Below are 15,837 nucleotides of genomic sequence, written 5' to 3'. Positions count from 1 at the left end.
CGTCTGACGGGAGCCCGCGCGAGCGCGCGGGCGGCGGTCAGGCCAGGTGGGCGCGGACCTCGCGGGCCGCGTCGTCGCCGTAGGCCTTGGTGAAGCGCTCCATGAAGTGGGCGCGGCGCAGCTGGTACTCCTGGGTGCCGACCGTCTCGATGACCAGGGTGGCGAGCATGCAGCCGACCTGGGCGGCCCGCTCCAGCGAGACGCCCCAGGCCAGCCCGGACAGGAAGCCCGCGCGGAAGGCGTCGCCGACGCCGGTGGGGTCGGCCTTGCGCTCCTCGTCGGGGCAGCCGACCTCGACCGGCTCCTCGCCGGCCCGCTCGATGCGCACACCGCGCGAGCCGAGGGTGGTGACCCGGTGGCCGACGCGGTCCAGGATCTCGGCGTCGCTCCAGCCGGTCTTGGACTCGATCAGGCCCTTCTCGTACTCGTTGGAGAACAGGTACGTCGCGCCGTCGACCAGTATCCGGATCTCCTCGCCGTTCATCCGGGCGATCTGCTGGGAGAAGTCGGCGGCGAACGGGATGGACCGCGCCCGGCACTCCTCGGTGTGCCGCAGCATCGCCTCGGGGTCGTCGGCGCCGATGAGCACCAGGTCGAGGCCGCCCACGCGGTCGGCGACGGTCTTGAGCTCGATGAGGCGGGCCTCGCTCATCGCGCCGGTGTAGAAGGAGCCGATCTGGTTGTGGTCGGCGTCGGTGGTGCACACGAAGCGGGCCGTGTGCAGCGTCTCGGAGATGCGCACGGAGTCGGTGTCGACGCCGTTGCGTTCCAGCCAGGCACGGTATGCGTCGAAGTCGGAGCCGGCCGCGCCCACCAGTACGGGCCGGGTGCCGAGCTGGCCCATGCCGAAGGCGATGTTGGCGCCGACCCCGCCGCGCCGTACGTCCAGCTGGTCGACCAGGAAGGAGAGCGAGACCGTGTGCAGCTGGTCGGCGACGAGCTGGTCGGCGAAGCGGCCGGGGAAGGTCATGAGGTGGTCGGTGGCGATGGAGCCGGTGACTGCGATGCGCACGGCGTGGACTCTCCTGGGAGGAGGGGCATTGACAGTTCACGCTACCCGGTCGGGAGGTGACGCTGAAGCGGACGAAACTACCCGGAAGTAGATCTTTCTCGTTCGGGTCCGACGTGCTTACGGTTCGGGCATGACGAACCTCGACGTCCATGCTGCCCCGGCCGCCGCCGATTCCGACACCGACCTCGCCACCCTGCGCGGGGACTGCGCCCGGATGGCCCCCCACTGGGCGGTCCCCGGCCCGGACACCGCGCTGCCGGTGCCGCCGACCCGCATCCACGGCGTGTCCGTGCCCGCCTCCTCCGCCCGGCTGCTGGACGCGATGTCGGACTACGGGGACTGAGCGGGCGTACCCGGCGCGCGGGAACCGTGCGCTCCCCCGCCGCGTCCCATCGCCGTCCCCCTTCTGAGGGAGGTGGGATACGACCGGCCGGCCCGCCGCTTCGCCAGGGCCGGGCCGCGGTCACCGGGACGGCTGTGCGGGTGAAGGAGCGATGCGGTGAACACCGAGCGACCCGAGAACGACGACGCGGACGCGGGTAGCGCCGAGGAGGCCCCGGCGCGCGGGAAGCCCGCCTCCGGGCCCGGGACCCCGGCTCCGGCCGGTTCCGCGCGGCGCGGGCGGTCGCCCCTGGTCGCCGCCTGCGTCGCCGCCGCGGTGCTGCTGGTGGGCTCGGGCGGGGCGTATCTGGCCACCGGGGCGGCCGGCGGGTCCGGGGACCGTACCGGATCCGCGCGGCCCGCCGGTCACGGCACCCCGCCGCCGCTCGTCCTCGACGACCTCCCCGGCGGGAGCGCCTCCGGCGGTACGAACGGGAACGCTTCCGGCGGTACGAACGGGATCGCTCCGGGCGAGCCGAACCCGTACGGGCAGACGTACCGGATCGACGCGCCGCTGCCCGCCGGACCCGGCTCCGCGCCGGTGTACCGGGCGCGGGGCGAGGTCACGCGGCCGGAGGTGGCCCGCCTGGCCGCGGCGCTCGGCGTGGACGGCGACCCGGTGGCCGAGGGCACGTCCTGGACCGTGGGCTCCGGGAAGGACGGCTCGGGCCCCGTGCTGCGGGTGAACCGGCAGGCGCCGGGCATGTGGACGTTCAGCCGCTACACCCCGGGCACCGACGACTGCAAGGGGGTGCTGTGCGGCCACGACCCGGGCTCCCCCGCCGCCCGCCCGGTGAGCGAGGCGGCCGCGAAGAAGGCGGCGGCGCCCGTGCTGAAGGCGCTGGGGCAGGACGGCGCCAGGGTTGACGCGCGTCGCGTCATGGGCGCCCAGCGGATCGTCGACGCGGACCCGGTGGTCGGCGGCGCGCCCACGGAGGGCTGGACGACGGCGCTGACGGTCGGCCCGCGCGCGGAGCTGGTCGGCGGCAGCGGGCTGGTGAAGGCGCCGGTCGAGGGCGACACGTATCCGGTGCTGAGCGCGCGCCGCACGCTCGGCCTGATGAACGCGGCGCCGCGCACGGACCACCGCATGGGCATCGGCGGCTGCGCCACGCCGGTGCCGGCCAAGGACCGCCTGGAGGCGCCCTGCGGCACGTCGCAGTCGGCGCCGGCGCCCGCGCGGGGTGGCGTCGCCACGATCGACAGGGCCGTGTTCGGCCTGGCCGCGCACTACTCCGCGGGACGGCAGACGCTCGTGCCGTCCTGGCTGTTCCATGTGCGTGGGACGGCCGGCGGCGACGCGGACGGCTTCACGGTCACGTATCCCGCGGTCGACCCCGAGTACCTCGCCCCGCCGTCCGCGCGGCCCGGGCGGCCGACCCCGGCGCCGAGCGCCTCGGGCAGCGCCCGGGCGGACCGTGCGGTGAAGGTCACCGGATACAGCGCCGAGGGGCAGAACCTGACCGTGCGGTTCGAGGGCGGCGTGTGCGCCGACTACAAGGCGTCGGCCGAGGAGGGCTCCGACCGGGTGACCGTCACGGTGACCGAGCACCCCTGGCCCGGCAAGGTCTGCATCCTGATCGCCAAGGTCTACCACCGCACGGTGCGTCTGGACCGGCCGCTGGGCGACCGGAAGGTTGTCGGCCCCGACGGCACGCCGATCCCCCTGGAACGCCCGGGCGCCCGACTCCCCGCCGAGCCGGGAGCCCCGGTCCGCTGAGCGCCGCGGGCCCACGGGGCGCACGGGCGCATCTTGCGGCCCGCACGGCCGGCGCGGCACACGGGGGCGCGGGCGCACGGGCACGTCTCGCACGACCCGCCCGGCCGGCCGGCGCGGGCGCACGGGCACGTCTCGCACAGCCCGCACGGCCGGCGCGGGCACAGGGGCGCGTCTTGCCCGGCCGGCGCGGGCGCGGGGCGTGCGTCTTGCCCGGCCGGCGCTGGCGCACGGGCGCGCGTGGGCCGAGCGGGCCGGGCGGCGAAGGCGCCGGAGCGGGGCGGGCGGGCGCATCGCCTGCCCGGGCACCGCTCGCCCGCCGGGCCCCGCCCACGCATGCGGGCCGGGCGGCGAGGGCGCCGGAGCGGGGCGGGCGGGTGCGTCGCCTGCCCGGGCACCGCTCGCCCGCCGGGCCCCGCCCGCGCGTGCGGGCCGGGCGGCGAGGGCGCGGGAGGGCGCGGGGGTCCCGGCCCGGGGGCAAGCGGAAGGCGGCGGTCCCTCTGGAGGGGCCGCCGCCTTGTTTTCCGTCGTCGCGGATCCGGCTCAGCTGAAGGAGTCGCCGCAGGCGCAGGAGCCCGTCGCGTTCGGGTTGTCGATCGTGAAGCCCTGCTTCTCGATGGTGTCCACGAAGTCGATGGTGGCGCCGCCCAGGTACGGAGCGCTCATACGGTCGGTCACGACCTTCACTCCGCCGAAGTCCTTCTCCACGTCGCCGTCGAGGGAGCGCTCGTCGAAGAAGAGCTGGTAGCGCAGGCCGGAGCAGCCACCGGGCTGGACGGCGACGCGCAGGGCGAGGTCGTCCCGGCCTTCCTGGTCGAGCAGGGCCTTGACCTTGGACGCGGCGGCGTCGGTCAGGACGATGCCGTCGGTGACGGTGGTGGTCTCGTCCGATACGGACATCTACATCTCTCCCGGGTTGTACGGAGACTGCTTGCCGACGAGTGCAACCGGCAAGGCCGCGGATTCATTCCGGGCCGAGCACTTGCCTTGTCTCTTCTCCATGCTCGTCCTCTTCATGCTACGCACACGCCCCCGTGCGAGACAGCGGCCGAGGGGACGAGCACCCCGATGCGACGAACACGACAACGGCCGGCGACGGCCGGGTGTCAGGATTCACGTCACATGGACGCTTAGGCCCATCGTCAAAGTGACGTGAACCGGTTATGATAGATAGCGTCAATTCGACGAAAAGTAGAAAGGGTGCGTGCCGTGACCACCGCCCCAACGCAGGAGCTCGACGTACAGCCGACGCCCCTCGCCCTGCTGCTCCTCGGCCGCGAGGCCGACCCGAACAGCGAGCGCGGCGTCGAATGTCCCGGAGAGCTGCCCTCCCCGTCCGACCCGGACCTGGTGGAGCGCGCCCGCGCGGCCAAGGAGAAGCTCGGGAACAAGGTCTTCGTGCTGGGCCACCACTACCAGCGCGACGAGGTCATCCAGTTCGCCGACGTCACGGGCGACTCCTTCAAGCTGGCCCGGGACGCGGCGGCGCGGCCGGAGGCCGAGTACATCGTGTTCTGCGGTGTGCACTTCATGGCCGAGTCCGCGGACATCCTGACGTCGGACGCGCAGAAAGTGGTCCTGCCCGACCTGGCCGCCGGCTGCTCGATGGCCGACATGGCGACGGCCGAGCAGGTAGCCGAGTGCTGGGACGTGCTGACCGAGGCCGGCGTCGCCGAGCAGGTCGTGCCGGTGTCGTACATGAACTCCTCGGCCGACATCAAGGCGTTCACCGGCAAGCACGGCGGCACCATCTGCACGTCGTCCAACGCCCGGCGGGCGCTCGACTGGGCCTTCCAGCAGGGCGAGAAGGTCCTGTTCCTGCCCGACCAGCACCTGGGCCGCAACACCGCCGTGCGGGACATGGGCATGTCGCTGGAGGACTGCGTCGTCTACAACCCGCACAAGCCCAACGGCGGGCTGACCGCCGAGGAGCTGCGCGCCGCGAAGATGATCCTGTGGCGGGGCCACTGCTCGGTGCACGGGCGCTTCAGCCTGGACTCGGTCGAGGACGTGCGCGCCCGCATCCCCGGCGTGAACGTCCTGGTGCACCCCGAGTGCCGGCACGAGGTGGTGGCCGCCGCGGACTACGTCGGCTCCACCGAGTACATCATCAAGACGCTGGAGGCGGCCCCGGCCGGTTCCAAGTGGGCCATCGGCACCGAGCTGAACCTGGTGCGCCGGCTGGCGAACCGCTTCGCGCCCGAGGGCAAGGAGATCGTCTTCCTCGACAGGACGGTCTGCTTCTGCTCCACCATGAACCGCATCGACCTGCCCCACCTGGTGTGGGCGCTGGAGTCCCTCGCCGAGGGCAACCTGGTCAACCGCATCGAGGTGGACCAGGAGACCGAGGCCTTCGCCAAGCTGGCCCTGGAGCGGATGCTGGCGCTGCCGTAGCGGCGCCCCCGCGGCTGCCGCCCCGACTGCCGCGGCGGTCGCGGCTGCCACGCCGGTTGCCGCGGCGGTCGCCGCTGTCGCGGGGTTCCCGCGCAAATGGACGGGGCCCGGCCCACGCGCACTCGCGTGGACCGGGCCCCGTCGTCGTGCTCACACGCCGGCGGTTCGCAGGCGGTGGCGGCCGCCTTCCACCACGGCCTCGACGACCCCGTACCCCTGGGCGCGGTCCTGGTTGGCTGAATCTGGACAGCCAGGTCATAGGGGGTCAGGGTCTCTCTTCGTGAGCGGCGAAAAGCGGCGGCGGGACGCGCACAGGTGGGCGCCCACCGCACCACCTTGCGCCATGCCGGGGGGCCGATCCGCAGGCCCCGGGTCCATTTCCCGCGGGGGCACTACTGCGCGCGCGGTAGACGCGGGTGGAGATCAGTCCGTCCGGGGACGTACCAGGCCCGTCTCGTAGGCGATCACGACCAGCTGGGCCCGGTCGCGTGCGCCGAGCTTGGCCATGGCGCGGTTGACGTGCGTCTTCACCGTCAGCGGGCTGACCTGGAGGCGTTCGGCGATCTCGTCGTTGGAGTGGCCGCCGGCGACCTGGACCAGCACCTCGCGCTCCCGCACGGTCAGCGCGGCCAGCCGCTGGGCGTGGACGGGGTCGAGCTCGTCGCCGGCGGTGTCGCGCTGGGCGAGGAAGCGCGCGATCAGGCCCTTGGTGGCCGCCGGGGACAGCAGCGCCTCCCCGCCGGCGGCGACCCGGATGGCGCTGAGCATCTCCTCGGGTTCGCTGCCCTTGCCGAGGAAGCCGGAGGCGCCCGCGCGCAGCGACTGCACCACGTAGTCGTCGACCTCGAAGGTGGTCAGGATGACCACGCGGACCTCGGCGAGGTCGGGGTCCTCGCAGATCAGACGGGTGGCGGCGAGACCGTCGGTGCCGGGCATGCGGATGTCCATCAGCACCACGTCGGCCCGCAGCTCCCTGGCCAGCCGTACCGCCTCGGCGCCGTCGGCGGCCTCGCCGACCACCTCCATGTCGGGCTCGGAGTCGACGAGCACGCGGAAGGCGCTGCGCAGCAGTGCCTGGTCGTCGGCGAGCAGGACACGGATCGTCATGCGGCATCCCCGGGGGCGCGTGTGCTGGTGTCGACGGGCAGGATCGCATGCACGCGGAAGCCGCCGCCGTAGCGGGGACCGGTGGTGAGGCTGCCGCCGAGGGCGGCGACCCGCTCGCGCATGCCGAGCAGCCCGTGGCCGCCGCCGGTACCGCCGGTCTCACTGGTCTCGCCGGTCCCGCCGGTCTCGCCGGGCCGTGGCTCGCCGGGCCACTGCTCGCCGGCTCCGTCGTCGAGGACGGTGATCTCCACGTCGGGTCCCACCCGGACGACGCTGACCTCCGCCCTGGCCCGGGTGCCGGCGTGCTTCTGGACGTTGGTGAGGGCCTCCTGGACGACGCGGAACGCGGCCAGGTCGACGGCGGCCGGCAGGGCGGTGCCGTGGTCGGCGCGGGCGACCTCGACGTGCAGTCCGGCGCTGCGGAAGGTGCCGGCCAGTTCCTCCAGGCGGGCGAGGCCGGGGGCGGGCTCGGTGGGGGCCTCGGGGTCGCCGGACTGGCGCAGCAGGCCGACGGTGGCGCGCAGCTCGTTCAGCGCGGAGCGGCTGGCCTCCCGGACGTGGGCCAGGGCCTCCTTGGCCTGGTCCGGGCGCTTGTCCATGACGTGCGCGGCGACCCCGGCCTGCACATTGACCAGGGCGATGTGGTGGGCGACCACGTCGTGCAGGTCCCGGGCGATACGCAGGCGCTCCTCCGCGACGCGGCGGCGGGCCTCCTCCTCGCGGGTGCGCTCGGCGCGTTCGGCGCGCTCCCGGATGGCGTGCACGAAGGCGCGGCGGCTGCGCACCGCGTCGCCGCCGGCGGCGGCCATGCCGGTCCAGGCGAAGATCGCCAGGTTCTCCTGGGCGTACCAGGGCAGCGGCCCGGCGAGCATGGCGGCGCCGGTCAGCCCGGTCATGGTGAGCAGGCCCAGGCGCCAGGTGGTGGGCCGGTCGGTGGCGGCCGCGACGGTGTAGAGGGCGACGACGGCGGACATCGCCACGGGGGCGCGCGGATCGCCGGTGACGCACTCGACGAGGGAGACGGTGCCGGTGACGGCGAGGACCGCGCGGGGGGCGCGACGGCGCAGCACGAGCGCGCCGGCGCCGAGGGTCATCAGGACGAGGCTGAGCAGGTCGGGGCGGCGCACGCCCCAGGTGACGCCGTTCTGCCCGCGCGGGTCCGCGAACGACCCCACCACCATGCACACCAGCACGGCGGCGGCGAGCGCCGCGTCGAGCGCGAGGGGGTGCGCCTTCACACGGCAGCGGGCGCGGTCGAGGGTGAGGGTCACGCCTGTGTACGGTACGGGGTCGCGGCGCGGCCCAGGAACCGCCCGGGCTCGGACAGGCCTCCGGCTCACCCCGGGATGAGGCCGCCGTCGTTCAGCAGGGCCCGGACCTCCTCCAGGGTGGCGTCCGGGGCGGGCAGGATCAGTTCGGACGGCTCCAGGGAGTCGTCGGGCAGCGGCTCCCCCAGGGTGCGGACCTGCGCGAGCAGGGCCGTGAGGGTGCGGCGGAAGCCGGGGCCGTCGCCGTTCTCCATCTCGGCCATCAGTTCGTCGTCCAGCTTGTTGAGTTCGGCGAGGTGGCTGTCGGCCAGCCTCACCTGCCCCTCCCCCATGATCCGTACGATCATGTCGCCCTCCTCGGCGGCGTGGGCCCCGGCTGTCGGTGACGTGGCTGTCGGTGACGTGGCTGTCGCTGGCGTGGCTGTCGCTGGCGTGGCTGTCGCTGGCGTGGCTGTCGCTGGCGTGGCTGTCGCTGGCGTGGCTGTCGCTGGCGGGCCGTCGGCGGCCGTACGCGGCGCACCCGCGTACGGCCGCCGCGCGCGGCTCACTGCTTGTCGAAGCGGGGCGTGTCCTGCGGCTGCTGCTGGGGCTGGGGCTGCGCCTGCCCGGTGCCGCCCTCGAGCGCCTGCCGCTCGGCGGACGGGCCTCCGGCCAGCTCCGCCTTCATGCGCTGCAGCTCCAGCTCTACATCCGTACCACCGGAGAGCCGGTCCAGCTCGGCCTGGATGTCGTCCTTGGCCATGCCGGAGGGGTCGTCCAGGGCGCCGGAGGCGAGGAGCTCGTCGATCGCGCCGGCCCGGGCCTGGAGCTGGGCCGTCTTGTCCTCGGCGCGCTGGATGGCCAGGCCGACGTCGCCCATCTCCTCGGAGATGCCGGAGAACGCCTCGCCGATCCGGGTCTGGGCCTGGGCGGCGGTGTAGGTCGCCTTGATGGTCTCCTTCTTGGTCCGGAAGGCGTCCACCTTGGCCTGCAGGCGCTGGGCCGCGAGGGTGAGCTTCTCCTCCTCGCCCTGGAGGGTCGCGTGCTGCGTCTCGAGGTCGGTCACCTGCTGCTGCAGGGCGGCGCGCCGGGACAGCGCCTCGCGGGCCAGGTCCTCGCGGCCCAGCGCGAGCGCCTTGCGGCCCTGGTCCTCCAGCTTGGAGGACTGCTGCTGCAGCTGGTTGAGCTGGAGCTCCAGGCGCTTGCGGCTGGTGGCCACGTCGGCGACGCCGCGGCGCACCTTCTGCAGCAGCTCCAGCTGCTTCTGGTACGAGTAATCGAGGGTTTCGCGCGGGTCCTCGGCCCGGTCAAGGGCCTTGTTCGCCTTCGCGCGGAAGATCATCCCCATACGCTTCATGACACCGCTCATGGGCTTCGCGCGCCCCCTTCTGACCGACTTCCGGCTCACAGCTCTGCGACAGGACCCACAGTACGGGCCCCGCATCCATTACCGCACTGTTCGGGGACGGATGCGCTCATCCCCAAGGACGACTGCGTACGCGTGCGCTCCGGCGCGAGGAGTAGGTGACCCCCGGGGGGCCGCCGGACAGCCGCGGCCGGTGACGTCCGCTCTGTCCCTTTACAGACGACCGGTGTTGCCGGATCGTTCCCCGCCGGGCTTAGGTCCATGCGGGTCAAGCCCTTACGCTTGGGTTTTGTGTTCCGTAGCCGTGCCAAGGAAGAGAAGGCCCAGGTAGCCGACAAGTCGGCGGTGGACCTCTCCAAGCAGCCCCGTGACCCGCAGGCCCCCAAGGGCCGGCCGACCCCCAAGCGCAGTGAGGCCCGGTCCCAGCGCCGCAGTGTGGCCAGCACCTCGCTGACCCGCAAGGACGCCGCCCGGCGGCAGCGCGAGGAGCGCCGCGCCGCGATGGAGCGGCAGCGCCAGGCGCTGGCCGGGGGCGACGAGCGTTACCTCCCGGCACGCGACAAGGGGCCGGTGCGCAGGTTCGCGCGCGACTTCGTCGACTCGCGGTTCAACGTGGCGGAGTTCTTCCTGCCCATGGCCGTGGTCATCCTGATCCTCAGCCTGGTGCGGGTGGCCTCGCTGCAGAACATCGCGCTGCTGCTGTGGCTCGTGGTGATCGTCCTGATCGTGCTGGACTCGATCGTCACCGGCTTCCGGCTCAGGAAGCGGCTCGCCGAGCGCTTCCCGGACGCCAACCGGCGCGGCGCGGTCGCCTACGCCCTGATGCGCTCGCTCCAGATGCGCCGGCTCCGGCTGCCCAAGCCGCAGGTCAAGCGCGGGGAGCGGCCCTGAGCGCGACCGCTTTCTCCGGGGACGCCGCCGACGCGTGGCTGGACAAGCTGGGCGGGCTGCGTGACGTCGTACGACAGGAGCTGGTGGCCCGGCAGCTCGACGAGCAGATAGCCGGGCGGTTCCCGGTCGGGCAGCGGCTGCGGGTGCTCGACGTGGGAATGGGCCAGGGCACGCAGGCGCTGCGGCTGGCACGGGCCGGGCACCAGGTGACCGGGCTCGAACGCGACGAGCGGATGATCTCCGTGGCGCGGGCGGCGCTGGCCGCCGAGCCGGAGGGCATCCGGGCGCGGATGCGGATCGTCGAGGGCGACGGCCGGGACACCGGCGTGCACTTCCTGCCCGGCAGTTTCGACGTGGTGCTGTGCCACGGCGTCCTGATGTACGTGGAGGAGCCGGACCCGCTGCTGGCGGGGCTGGCCCGGATGCTCGCGCCGGGCGGCCTGCTGTCGCTGCTGGTGCGCAACGCCGACGCGCTGGCGCTGCGGCCGGGGCTGGCCGGGGACTGGACGGCCGCGCTCGCCGCCTTCGACACGACCGCGTACACCAACCGGCTGGGGCTCGACGTACGGGCCGACCGGCTGGCCGATCTGACGGCGACGCTCGCCGGGATCGGCGCCCCGCTGCACGCCTGGTACGGGGTGCGGGTCTTCACCGACACGGCGCCGGACGGCACCGGACCGCCGGCCGACGAGGAGACGCTGCGGGCGCTGCTGGCCGCCGAGGAACGGGCCGGGCGCACGGACCCGTACCGCTCGGTGGCGGCGCTGCTGCACCTGTGCGGCGTGCGCGGCTGAACGCCCTGCGGGGCCGCACGTTCACGTTCGGGTGAGTCCCGGCGGGCCCGTGACCGCCCCGGGGTAGGACTCCGGTCATGGTCTCCTCCGCTGCCCGTACCCGCGCCCTGCGCCGGATCGGCCCGCTGGCCGGGCTGGTCCTCTGCGCCGCGCTGCTGTCCGGGTGCGACGGTTCCGCCTCCCCCGGCGGAGCCGCCCGCACGAGCCGCTCCCCCGGCGCCGGGCAGGCCGAGGCGGCGGACGGGTTGCAGGCGCAGTACCAGCGGGTGATCAGGGACGTGCTGCCGTCCGTCGTGCAGATCCAGTCCGGCCAGGACCTGGGCTCGGGGGTGGTGTACGACGACAAGGGGCACATCGTCACCAACGCGCACGTCGTCGGGAACGAGCGGACGTTCAAGGTGACGACGGCCAACAGCGAGCAGGCCTTCACCGCGTCCCTGGTCGCCTCCTACCCGCCGCAGGACCTCGCCGTCATCAAGCTGGACCACCCGCCCGACGGTCTGCGGGCCGCCTCCTTCGGCGACGCGGACAAGGTGGAGGTCGGGCAGATCGTGCTGGCGATGGGGTCTCCGCTCGGGCTGTCGTCGAGCGTGACCCAGGGGATCGTGTCGGCGACCGGGCGCACCGTCAGCGAGGGGAGCACCGGCGGCGGCACCGGCGCGACCATCGCCGACATGGTGCAGACGTCGGCCGCGATCAACCCCGGCAACAGCGGGGGCGCGCTGGTGAACCTGGACGGCAAGGTCATCGGCATCCCGACGCTCGCCGCCACCGATCCCCAGCTCGGAGGCAGCGCGGCGCCCGGCATCGGCTTCGCGATCCCGGCGTCCACGGTGAAGACGATCGCCGGGCAGATCGTCCGGTACGGCAGGGTCGTCGACTCCGGGCGGGCCGCGCTCGGCATCACCGGGCGGACCGTGGTCGACGCGGAGAACCGTCCCCTCGGGGTGGCCGTGGTGGAGGTGCACCCGGGCGGCGCGGCGGACCGGGCCGGCATCCAGCCCGGCGACGTCATCACCAGGGTCGGCGACACCGAGGTCACCACCATCACCTCCCTGTCGGAGGCCCTGGCCGGCGACCGCCCCGGGCAACGGACGACGGTCACCTACACCCGGGACGGCGAGCAGCGAACGGTGAACGTGACGCTGGGCGAGCAGTGAACCGACCACCCGATCGCGGCCACCCGCAGCCGCCGGACGGCCGCCCACGGCCACCCCGCGGCCCGGGCCGGGCGCGGACGGCCCGCCGGACGGCGGGTGAACTCCGGCCCGCGGCCGTTCGGGGCCGGTGAACGCCCGCGGCCGGCCGCGGACGGCCGGTGGAAGCCGGCCCGCACCCGTTCGAGGCAGGCCGACGGGCGGCGGAGGCCGAAGGCCGGTCAGCCGGGCCGGGAACCAGTGCATGGCCGCAAGGCCCGCACCCGTGAGACCGGGGCCCAGGGCCAACGGGCCCGACGCCGAAGACCACGCCGCCACACGCCAAAGACCGGCCAGCCGGGCCGGGACCCGGGGAGCCAGGGCCGTAAGACCGAAGGACGATCAGCCGGGCCGGGAACCAGTGCATGGCCGCAAGGCCCGCACCCGTGAGGCCAGGGCCCAAGGCCAACGGGCCCGACGCCGAAGACCACGCCGCCACACGCCAAACACCGGCCAGCCGGGCCGGGACCCGGGGAGCCAGGGCCGTAAGACCGAAGGCCGGTCACCCGGGCAGGGAACCAGTGCATGGCCGCAAGGCCCGCACCCGTGAGACCAGGGCCCAAGGCCAATTGGGCCGGAGGCCGAAGACCGGCCGCCTGGGCCGGAAGCCGACCTGGGCCCGGGAGGCCCGGAGCCGGGAGGCCCGGGACCGGAAGCCGACCCGGAGCCGGGAGGCCCGGAGCCGGAAGCCGACCCAGGACCGGGAGGCCGGGACCGGAAGCCGACCCAGGACCGGGAGCCGGCCCGGAGCCGGGAGGCCCGGAGCCGGGAGCCGACCCGGGACCGGGAGGCCGGGACCGGAAGCCGGCCCAGGACCGGGAGCCGGCCCGGAGCCGGGAGGCCCGGAGCCGGGAGGCCCGGAGCCGGGAGGCCCGGAGCCGGGAGGCCCGGAGCCGGGAGGCCCGGAGCCGGGAGGCCCGGGACCGGAAGCCCGGGACCGGGAGCCGGCCCGGAGCCGGGAGGCCCGGAGCCGGGAGCCGACCGGGACCGGAGGCCCGGGGCCGTGGGCCGAAGTGGCCGGCGGGGGCCCGGACCCGGCCGGGCCGGGCCGGGCCGGGGGCTGTGCCGGGCCCGGCCCGGGGCTACGCGCCGGACTCGTCCGCGTGGAGGCTCATCGGGCCGTAGACCTCCGTGGAGTCCTCGAGCAGCCGTACCTGGTCGGCGCCGCCGTCGAGCAGGGCCTTCCAGTTCTCCCCGATCCAGGACTCGGCGTCGCCCTGCGTGGTGAACTCCTCGGGCTGCACCGCGGGCTGGACCTCCGTCCCGTCGGTCGTCTCGAACCGCCACGTCCATGCCGCCATGTACGCCTCCCTCGTGTCAGCACCGCACAGCAAGACCGGATCTTGCTCTCGATCCTGCCCCCGCAGCCTAGCCGGATGCGCGGCACCCGCGGCGACACGGGAAAATCGGTCCGTGGACGTGACTCTGCTCGGCACCGGCGCCCCCGCGGGGCTTCCCCGCCCCCACTGCCCCTGCGCCGCCTGCGCGGCCGCGCTCGGCGCCGACGCGCGCGCGGCGACCGCGCTGCTCGTGGACGGGGCGCTGCTGCTGGACCTGACGCCCGGGGCGGCGTTCGCGGCGGCGCGCGCCGGGCGCTCGCTGGGCTCGGTGGCGCAGGTGCTGCTGTCCCATCCGCACGACGGGCCCCCGGTGGAGGTGCCGGCCGGGCTGCCGCAGCCCGGCCGGGTGCCCGACGGGCGGGAACTCGCGCTGCTGACGGGGCATCGGGTGCGGGCGGTCGCGCTGGACGCGCCGGGCACGGGGTACGCGGTGACCGGCCCGGACGGGCAGCGGCTGCTGTACCTGCCGCCGGGCGGCTCCCCGGCCGGACTGGAGGAAGGCTCCGCGGAGCGGTACGACATGGTCCTCGCGGACGTCGTGGGCCGCCCGGACGCCCTGGCCCGGCTGCGGGCGGTGGGGTCGGTGGGGCCGGCCACGGACGTGGTGGCGGTCCACCTCGGCCACGACGTGCCGCCGGGCGCGGAGCTGCGCCGCAGGCTGGCCGCGGCCGGGGCGCGGGCCGTGCCGGACGGGACGACGCTGACCGTCGGCGCGTACGACGAGGTGCCGGACGTGCCGCGGCGGACGCTGGTGCTGGGCGGGGCGCGCTCGGGCAAGTCGGTGGAGGCCGAACGGCGGCTGGAGTCCTTCCCCGGCGTGCTGTACGTCGCCACGGGCGGCTCCCGCGGCGGCGACACCGAGTGGGCGGCCCGGGTCGCCGCGCACCGGGAGCGCCGGCCGGGCTCGTGGCGTACGGCCGAGACCTGCGACCTGGTGCCGCTGCTGGCCGAGGACGGCCCGCCGCTGCTGGTGGACTGCCTGTCGCTGTGGCTGACGGACGCGATGGACTCCGTGGACGCCTGGGACGACGCGCAGTGGGCCGACGGCGGCGAACGGGCCCTGCGCGAGCGGGTGTCGGAGCTGACGGCCGCGGTCCGCGCCACCCGGCGGACCGTGGTCGCGGTGTCCAACGAGGTCGGCTCGGGCATCGTCCCGGCCACCGCCTCGGGCCGCCGCTACCGCGACGAACTCGGCCGGCTGAACGCCGCCTTCGCCGCCGAGTGCGAGCAGGTGCTGCTGGTGGTGGCGGGTCAGGCGGTGGTGCTGCGCGGGTGAGGGGCCCGGGGCGGCGGCGGGGCCACGTCCCGGCGGGCGACGACCCGGTAGGCGTTCGACAGCCCGGGGACGCGTCTGAGCAGCGGGGACAGCAGGAGGTCCACGGCCGCCGCCACGTCCACCAGCGGGCCGGTCGCGGTGGCCAGGACCCTGCGCACGACGTCCTGTGCGGCCGTGGGCGGGCGGTCGTGCCAGGGGGCGTCGGCCGGGGGCAGCAGGTGGGCGAGGGCCAGGGCCAGCGCGGCCGGCAGGTCGCCCGGCGTGTGCGGGGTGCGGCGGTCGACGACCAGCACCGTGCAGCCCGCGGACTCCAGCTCGGCGGCGAGGTTGGGCAGCGGCAGCAGATGCAGATGGCGCGGCTGGCCGTGCGGCAGCCACCACTTGCCCAGCAGCAGGGCGAACGCGCAGCGCGGGTCGGGCAGTTCGACCAGGAGGTGCCCGCCGGGGCGCAGCACGGCCAGGGCGCCGCGCAGTTCCGCGCGGGGGTCGGGCACGTGGGCGAGGTGGTGGCCGAACATGCTGACCACGTCGTAGCGCCCGCGCAACCGGTCGGCCAGGAGCGGGTCGGACAGGTGGCCGACGTGGGCCTCCTCGATCCGCTCGGCGGCGCGGGCCTCCTCCACGCGCGTCGTCGGGTCGAGGCCGTCGAAGGAGGTGTACGGGAACACCTCGCGCGCCGCGGCGGGGAAGTGGCCGTGCCCGGTGCCGACGTCCAGCCAGCTCTCCGGTTCCCCCACGTCGCGCATCAGGTGCGCGTCGAGGCGGTGCCGGCGGCGGCTGCGGCGGGTGGCGAGGACCGGGTCGGGCAGCCCGTCCGGGTCGCTCTCGTCGTGGTCGCGGTGGTAGAAGGCCAGGCCCTCAGGGGTGAGCCGGGGGTTCTGGAAGGTGTGCCCGCAGTCGCGGCACTGGTCGAGGCGGAAGGTGCCCGGCTTGTGCTGCAGCAGGTCGGGGGCGGTCAGCCGGGTGCGCAGCCGTGCGGAGCCGCACCAGGGGCAGTCCTCGCGGCGCGGCTCGTGGAAGTGGCCGGTGCCGCGGGCCAGTTCAGCGGCGTACGCGATGCGGCGGGGGTCGTAGACCCGGGGGGCGTACGGCAGGGGCGGCATGGGCGGCTCCCGG

General features: G+C 75.0%; 15 protein-coding genes. 7 read left to right on the top strand and 8 right to left on the bottom strand.

The genetic code is table 11. The features are described 5' to 3' along the window. Window positions 1-37: 37 nt before the first annotated feature. Window positions 38-1,012: a carbohydrate kinase family protein gene (locus ACI2LW_RS15005; RefSeq protein WP_404731605.1), complete on the bottom strand. Its 975-nt coding sequence runs from the start codon at window positions 1,010-1,012 to the stop codon at window positions 38-40. A gap of 130 nt (window positions 1,013-1,142) precedes the next feature. Between ACI2LW_RS15005 and ACI2LW_RS15000 the strand changes: the two genes are divergently transcribed. Further along, window positions 1,143-1,355 (top strand): hypothetical protein, encoded by a 213-nt coding sequence (locus ACI2LW_RS15000; RefSeq protein ID WP_404731604.1) that lies wholly within the window; start codon window positions 1,143-1,145, stop codon window positions 1,353-1,355. Window positions 1,356-1,511: 156 nt separating this feature from the next. After that, on the top strand, window positions 1,512-3,113 hold the full coding sequence (locus ACI2LW_RS14995) for a hypothetical protein (RefSeq protein ID WP_404731603.1): 1,602 nt from the start codon (window positions 1,512-1,514) through the stop codon (window positions 3,111-3,113). A 540-nt stretch (window positions 3,114-3,653) separates the two neighbouring features. Here the strand turns inward: ACI2LW_RS14995 and ACI2LW_RS14990 are convergent. Continuing rightward, on the bottom strand, window positions 3,654-4,010 hold the full coding sequence (locus ACI2LW_RS14990) for an iron-sulfur cluster assembly accessory protein (RefSeq protein WP_111002424.1): 357 nt from the start codon (window positions 4,008-4,010) through the stop codon (window positions 3,654-3,656). A 309-nt stretch (window positions 4,011-4,319) separates the two neighbouring features. Here ACI2LW_RS14990 and nadA point away from each other — a divergent pair, with 309 nt between their 5' ends. After that, window positions 4,320-5,504 carry a quinolinate synthase NadA gene (gene nadA, locus ACI2LW_RS14985; protein ID WP_404731602.1) on the top strand — a complete coding sequence of 395 codons (1,185 nt, stop codon included), beginning with the start codon at window positions 4,320-4,322 and terminating at the stop codon, window positions 5,502-5,504. Between the two features lie 423 nt (window positions 5,505-5,927). Here nadA and ACI2LW_RS14980 read toward each other — a convergent pair whose 3' ends face one another. The 4 genes from ACI2LW_RS14980 to ACI2LW_RS14965 all read right to left on the bottom strand — a co-directional run bounded on the left by ACI2LW_RS14980 (window position 5,928) and on the right by ACI2LW_RS14965 (window position 9,206). Then, entirely contained in the window at window positions 5,928-6,611 is a 684-nt protein-coding gene (locus tag ACI2LW_RS14980; protein ID WP_404731601.1) for a response regulator, read from the bottom strand. Then, the gene (locus ACI2LW_RS14975) at window positions 6,608-7,882 is read right to left on the bottom strand and encodes a sensor histidine kinase (protein ID WP_404731600.1); all 1,275 of its coding nucleotides are present in this window, start codon (window positions 7,880-7,882) and stop codon (window positions 6,608-6,610) included. Before ACI2LW_RS14975 ends, ACI2LW_RS14980 begins: the two co-directional genes overlap by 4 nt. A gap of 65 nt (window positions 7,883-7,947) precedes the next feature. After that, window positions 7,948-8,226, bottom strand: coding sequence for a hypothetical protein (locus ACI2LW_RS14970; RefSeq protein WP_404731599.1), 279 nt, complete (start codon window positions 8,224-8,226; stop codon window positions 7,948-7,950). A 197-nt stretch (window positions 8,227-8,423) separates the two neighbouring features. Continuing rightward, complete coding sequence (locus ACI2LW_RS14965; RefSeq protein WP_404731633.1) at window positions 8,424-9,206, bottom strand: PspA/IM30 family protein; 783 nt, start codon at window positions 9,204-9,206, stop codon at window positions 8,424-8,426. Between the two features lie 309 nt (window positions 9,207-9,515). Here ACI2LW_RS14965 and ACI2LW_RS14960 point away from each other — a divergent pair, with 309 nt between their 5' ends. The 3 genes from ACI2LW_RS14960 (at window position 9,516) to ACI2LW_RS14950 (ending at window position 12,069) form a co-directional block, all read left to right on the top strand. Further along, the gene (locus ACI2LW_RS14960) at window positions 9,516-10,115 is read left to right on the top strand and encodes a DUF3043 domain-containing protein (RefSeq protein ID WP_404731598.1); all 600 of its coding nucleotides are present in this window, start codon (window positions 9,516-9,518) and stop codon (window positions 10,113-10,115) included. 83 nt (window positions 10,116-10,198) lie between these two features. Further along, entirely contained in the window at window positions 10,199-10,909 is a 711-nt protein-coding gene (locus tag ACI2LW_RS14955) for a class I SAM-dependent methyltransferase (protein WP_404731597.1), read from the top strand. 77 nt (window positions 10,910-10,986) lie between these two features. After that, entirely contained in the window at window positions 10,987-12,069 is a 1,083-nt protein-coding gene (locus ACI2LW_RS14950; protein WP_404731596.1) for a S1C family serine protease, read from the top strand. A gap of 1,118 nt (window positions 12,070-13,187) precedes the next feature. On the opposite strand, the gene ACI2LW_RS14945 is transcribed toward ACI2LW_RS14950, so the two are convergent. Next, entirely contained in the window at window positions 13,188-13,406 is a 219-nt protein-coding gene (locus ACI2LW_RS14945) for a hypothetical protein (RefSeq protein WP_404731595.1), read from the bottom strand. A gap of 112 nt (window positions 13,407-13,518) precedes the next feature. Here ACI2LW_RS14945 and ACI2LW_RS14940 point away from each other — a divergent pair, with 112 nt between their 5' ends. Continuing rightward, entirely contained in the window at window positions 13,519-14,721 is a 1,203-nt protein-coding gene (locus ACI2LW_RS14940; RefSeq protein WP_404731594.1) for a bifunctional adenosylcobinamide kinase/adenosylcobinamide-phosphate guanylyltransferase, read from the top strand. Here the strand turns inward: ACI2LW_RS14940 and ACI2LW_RS14935 are convergent. Continuing rightward, window positions 14,697-15,824, bottom strand: a complete 1,128-nt coding sequence (locus ACI2LW_RS14935) for a class I SAM-dependent methyltransferase (RefSeq protein WP_404731593.1) — start codon at window positions 15,822-15,824, stop codon at window positions 14,697-14,699. The genes ACI2LW_RS14940 and ACI2LW_RS14935 overlap by 25 nt on opposite strands. Window positions 15,825-15,837 lie beyond the last annotated feature (13 nt).

Origin of the sequence: Streptomyces sp. NPDC004065 (assembly GCF_044903565.1) — a bacterium.
GTDB lineage: Bacteria > Actinomycetota > Actinomycetes > Streptomycetales > Streptomycetaceae > Streptomyces.
Note: the sequence above shows the minus strand (reverse complement) of the source record. Positions and strands in the feature narration are given on the sequence as shown.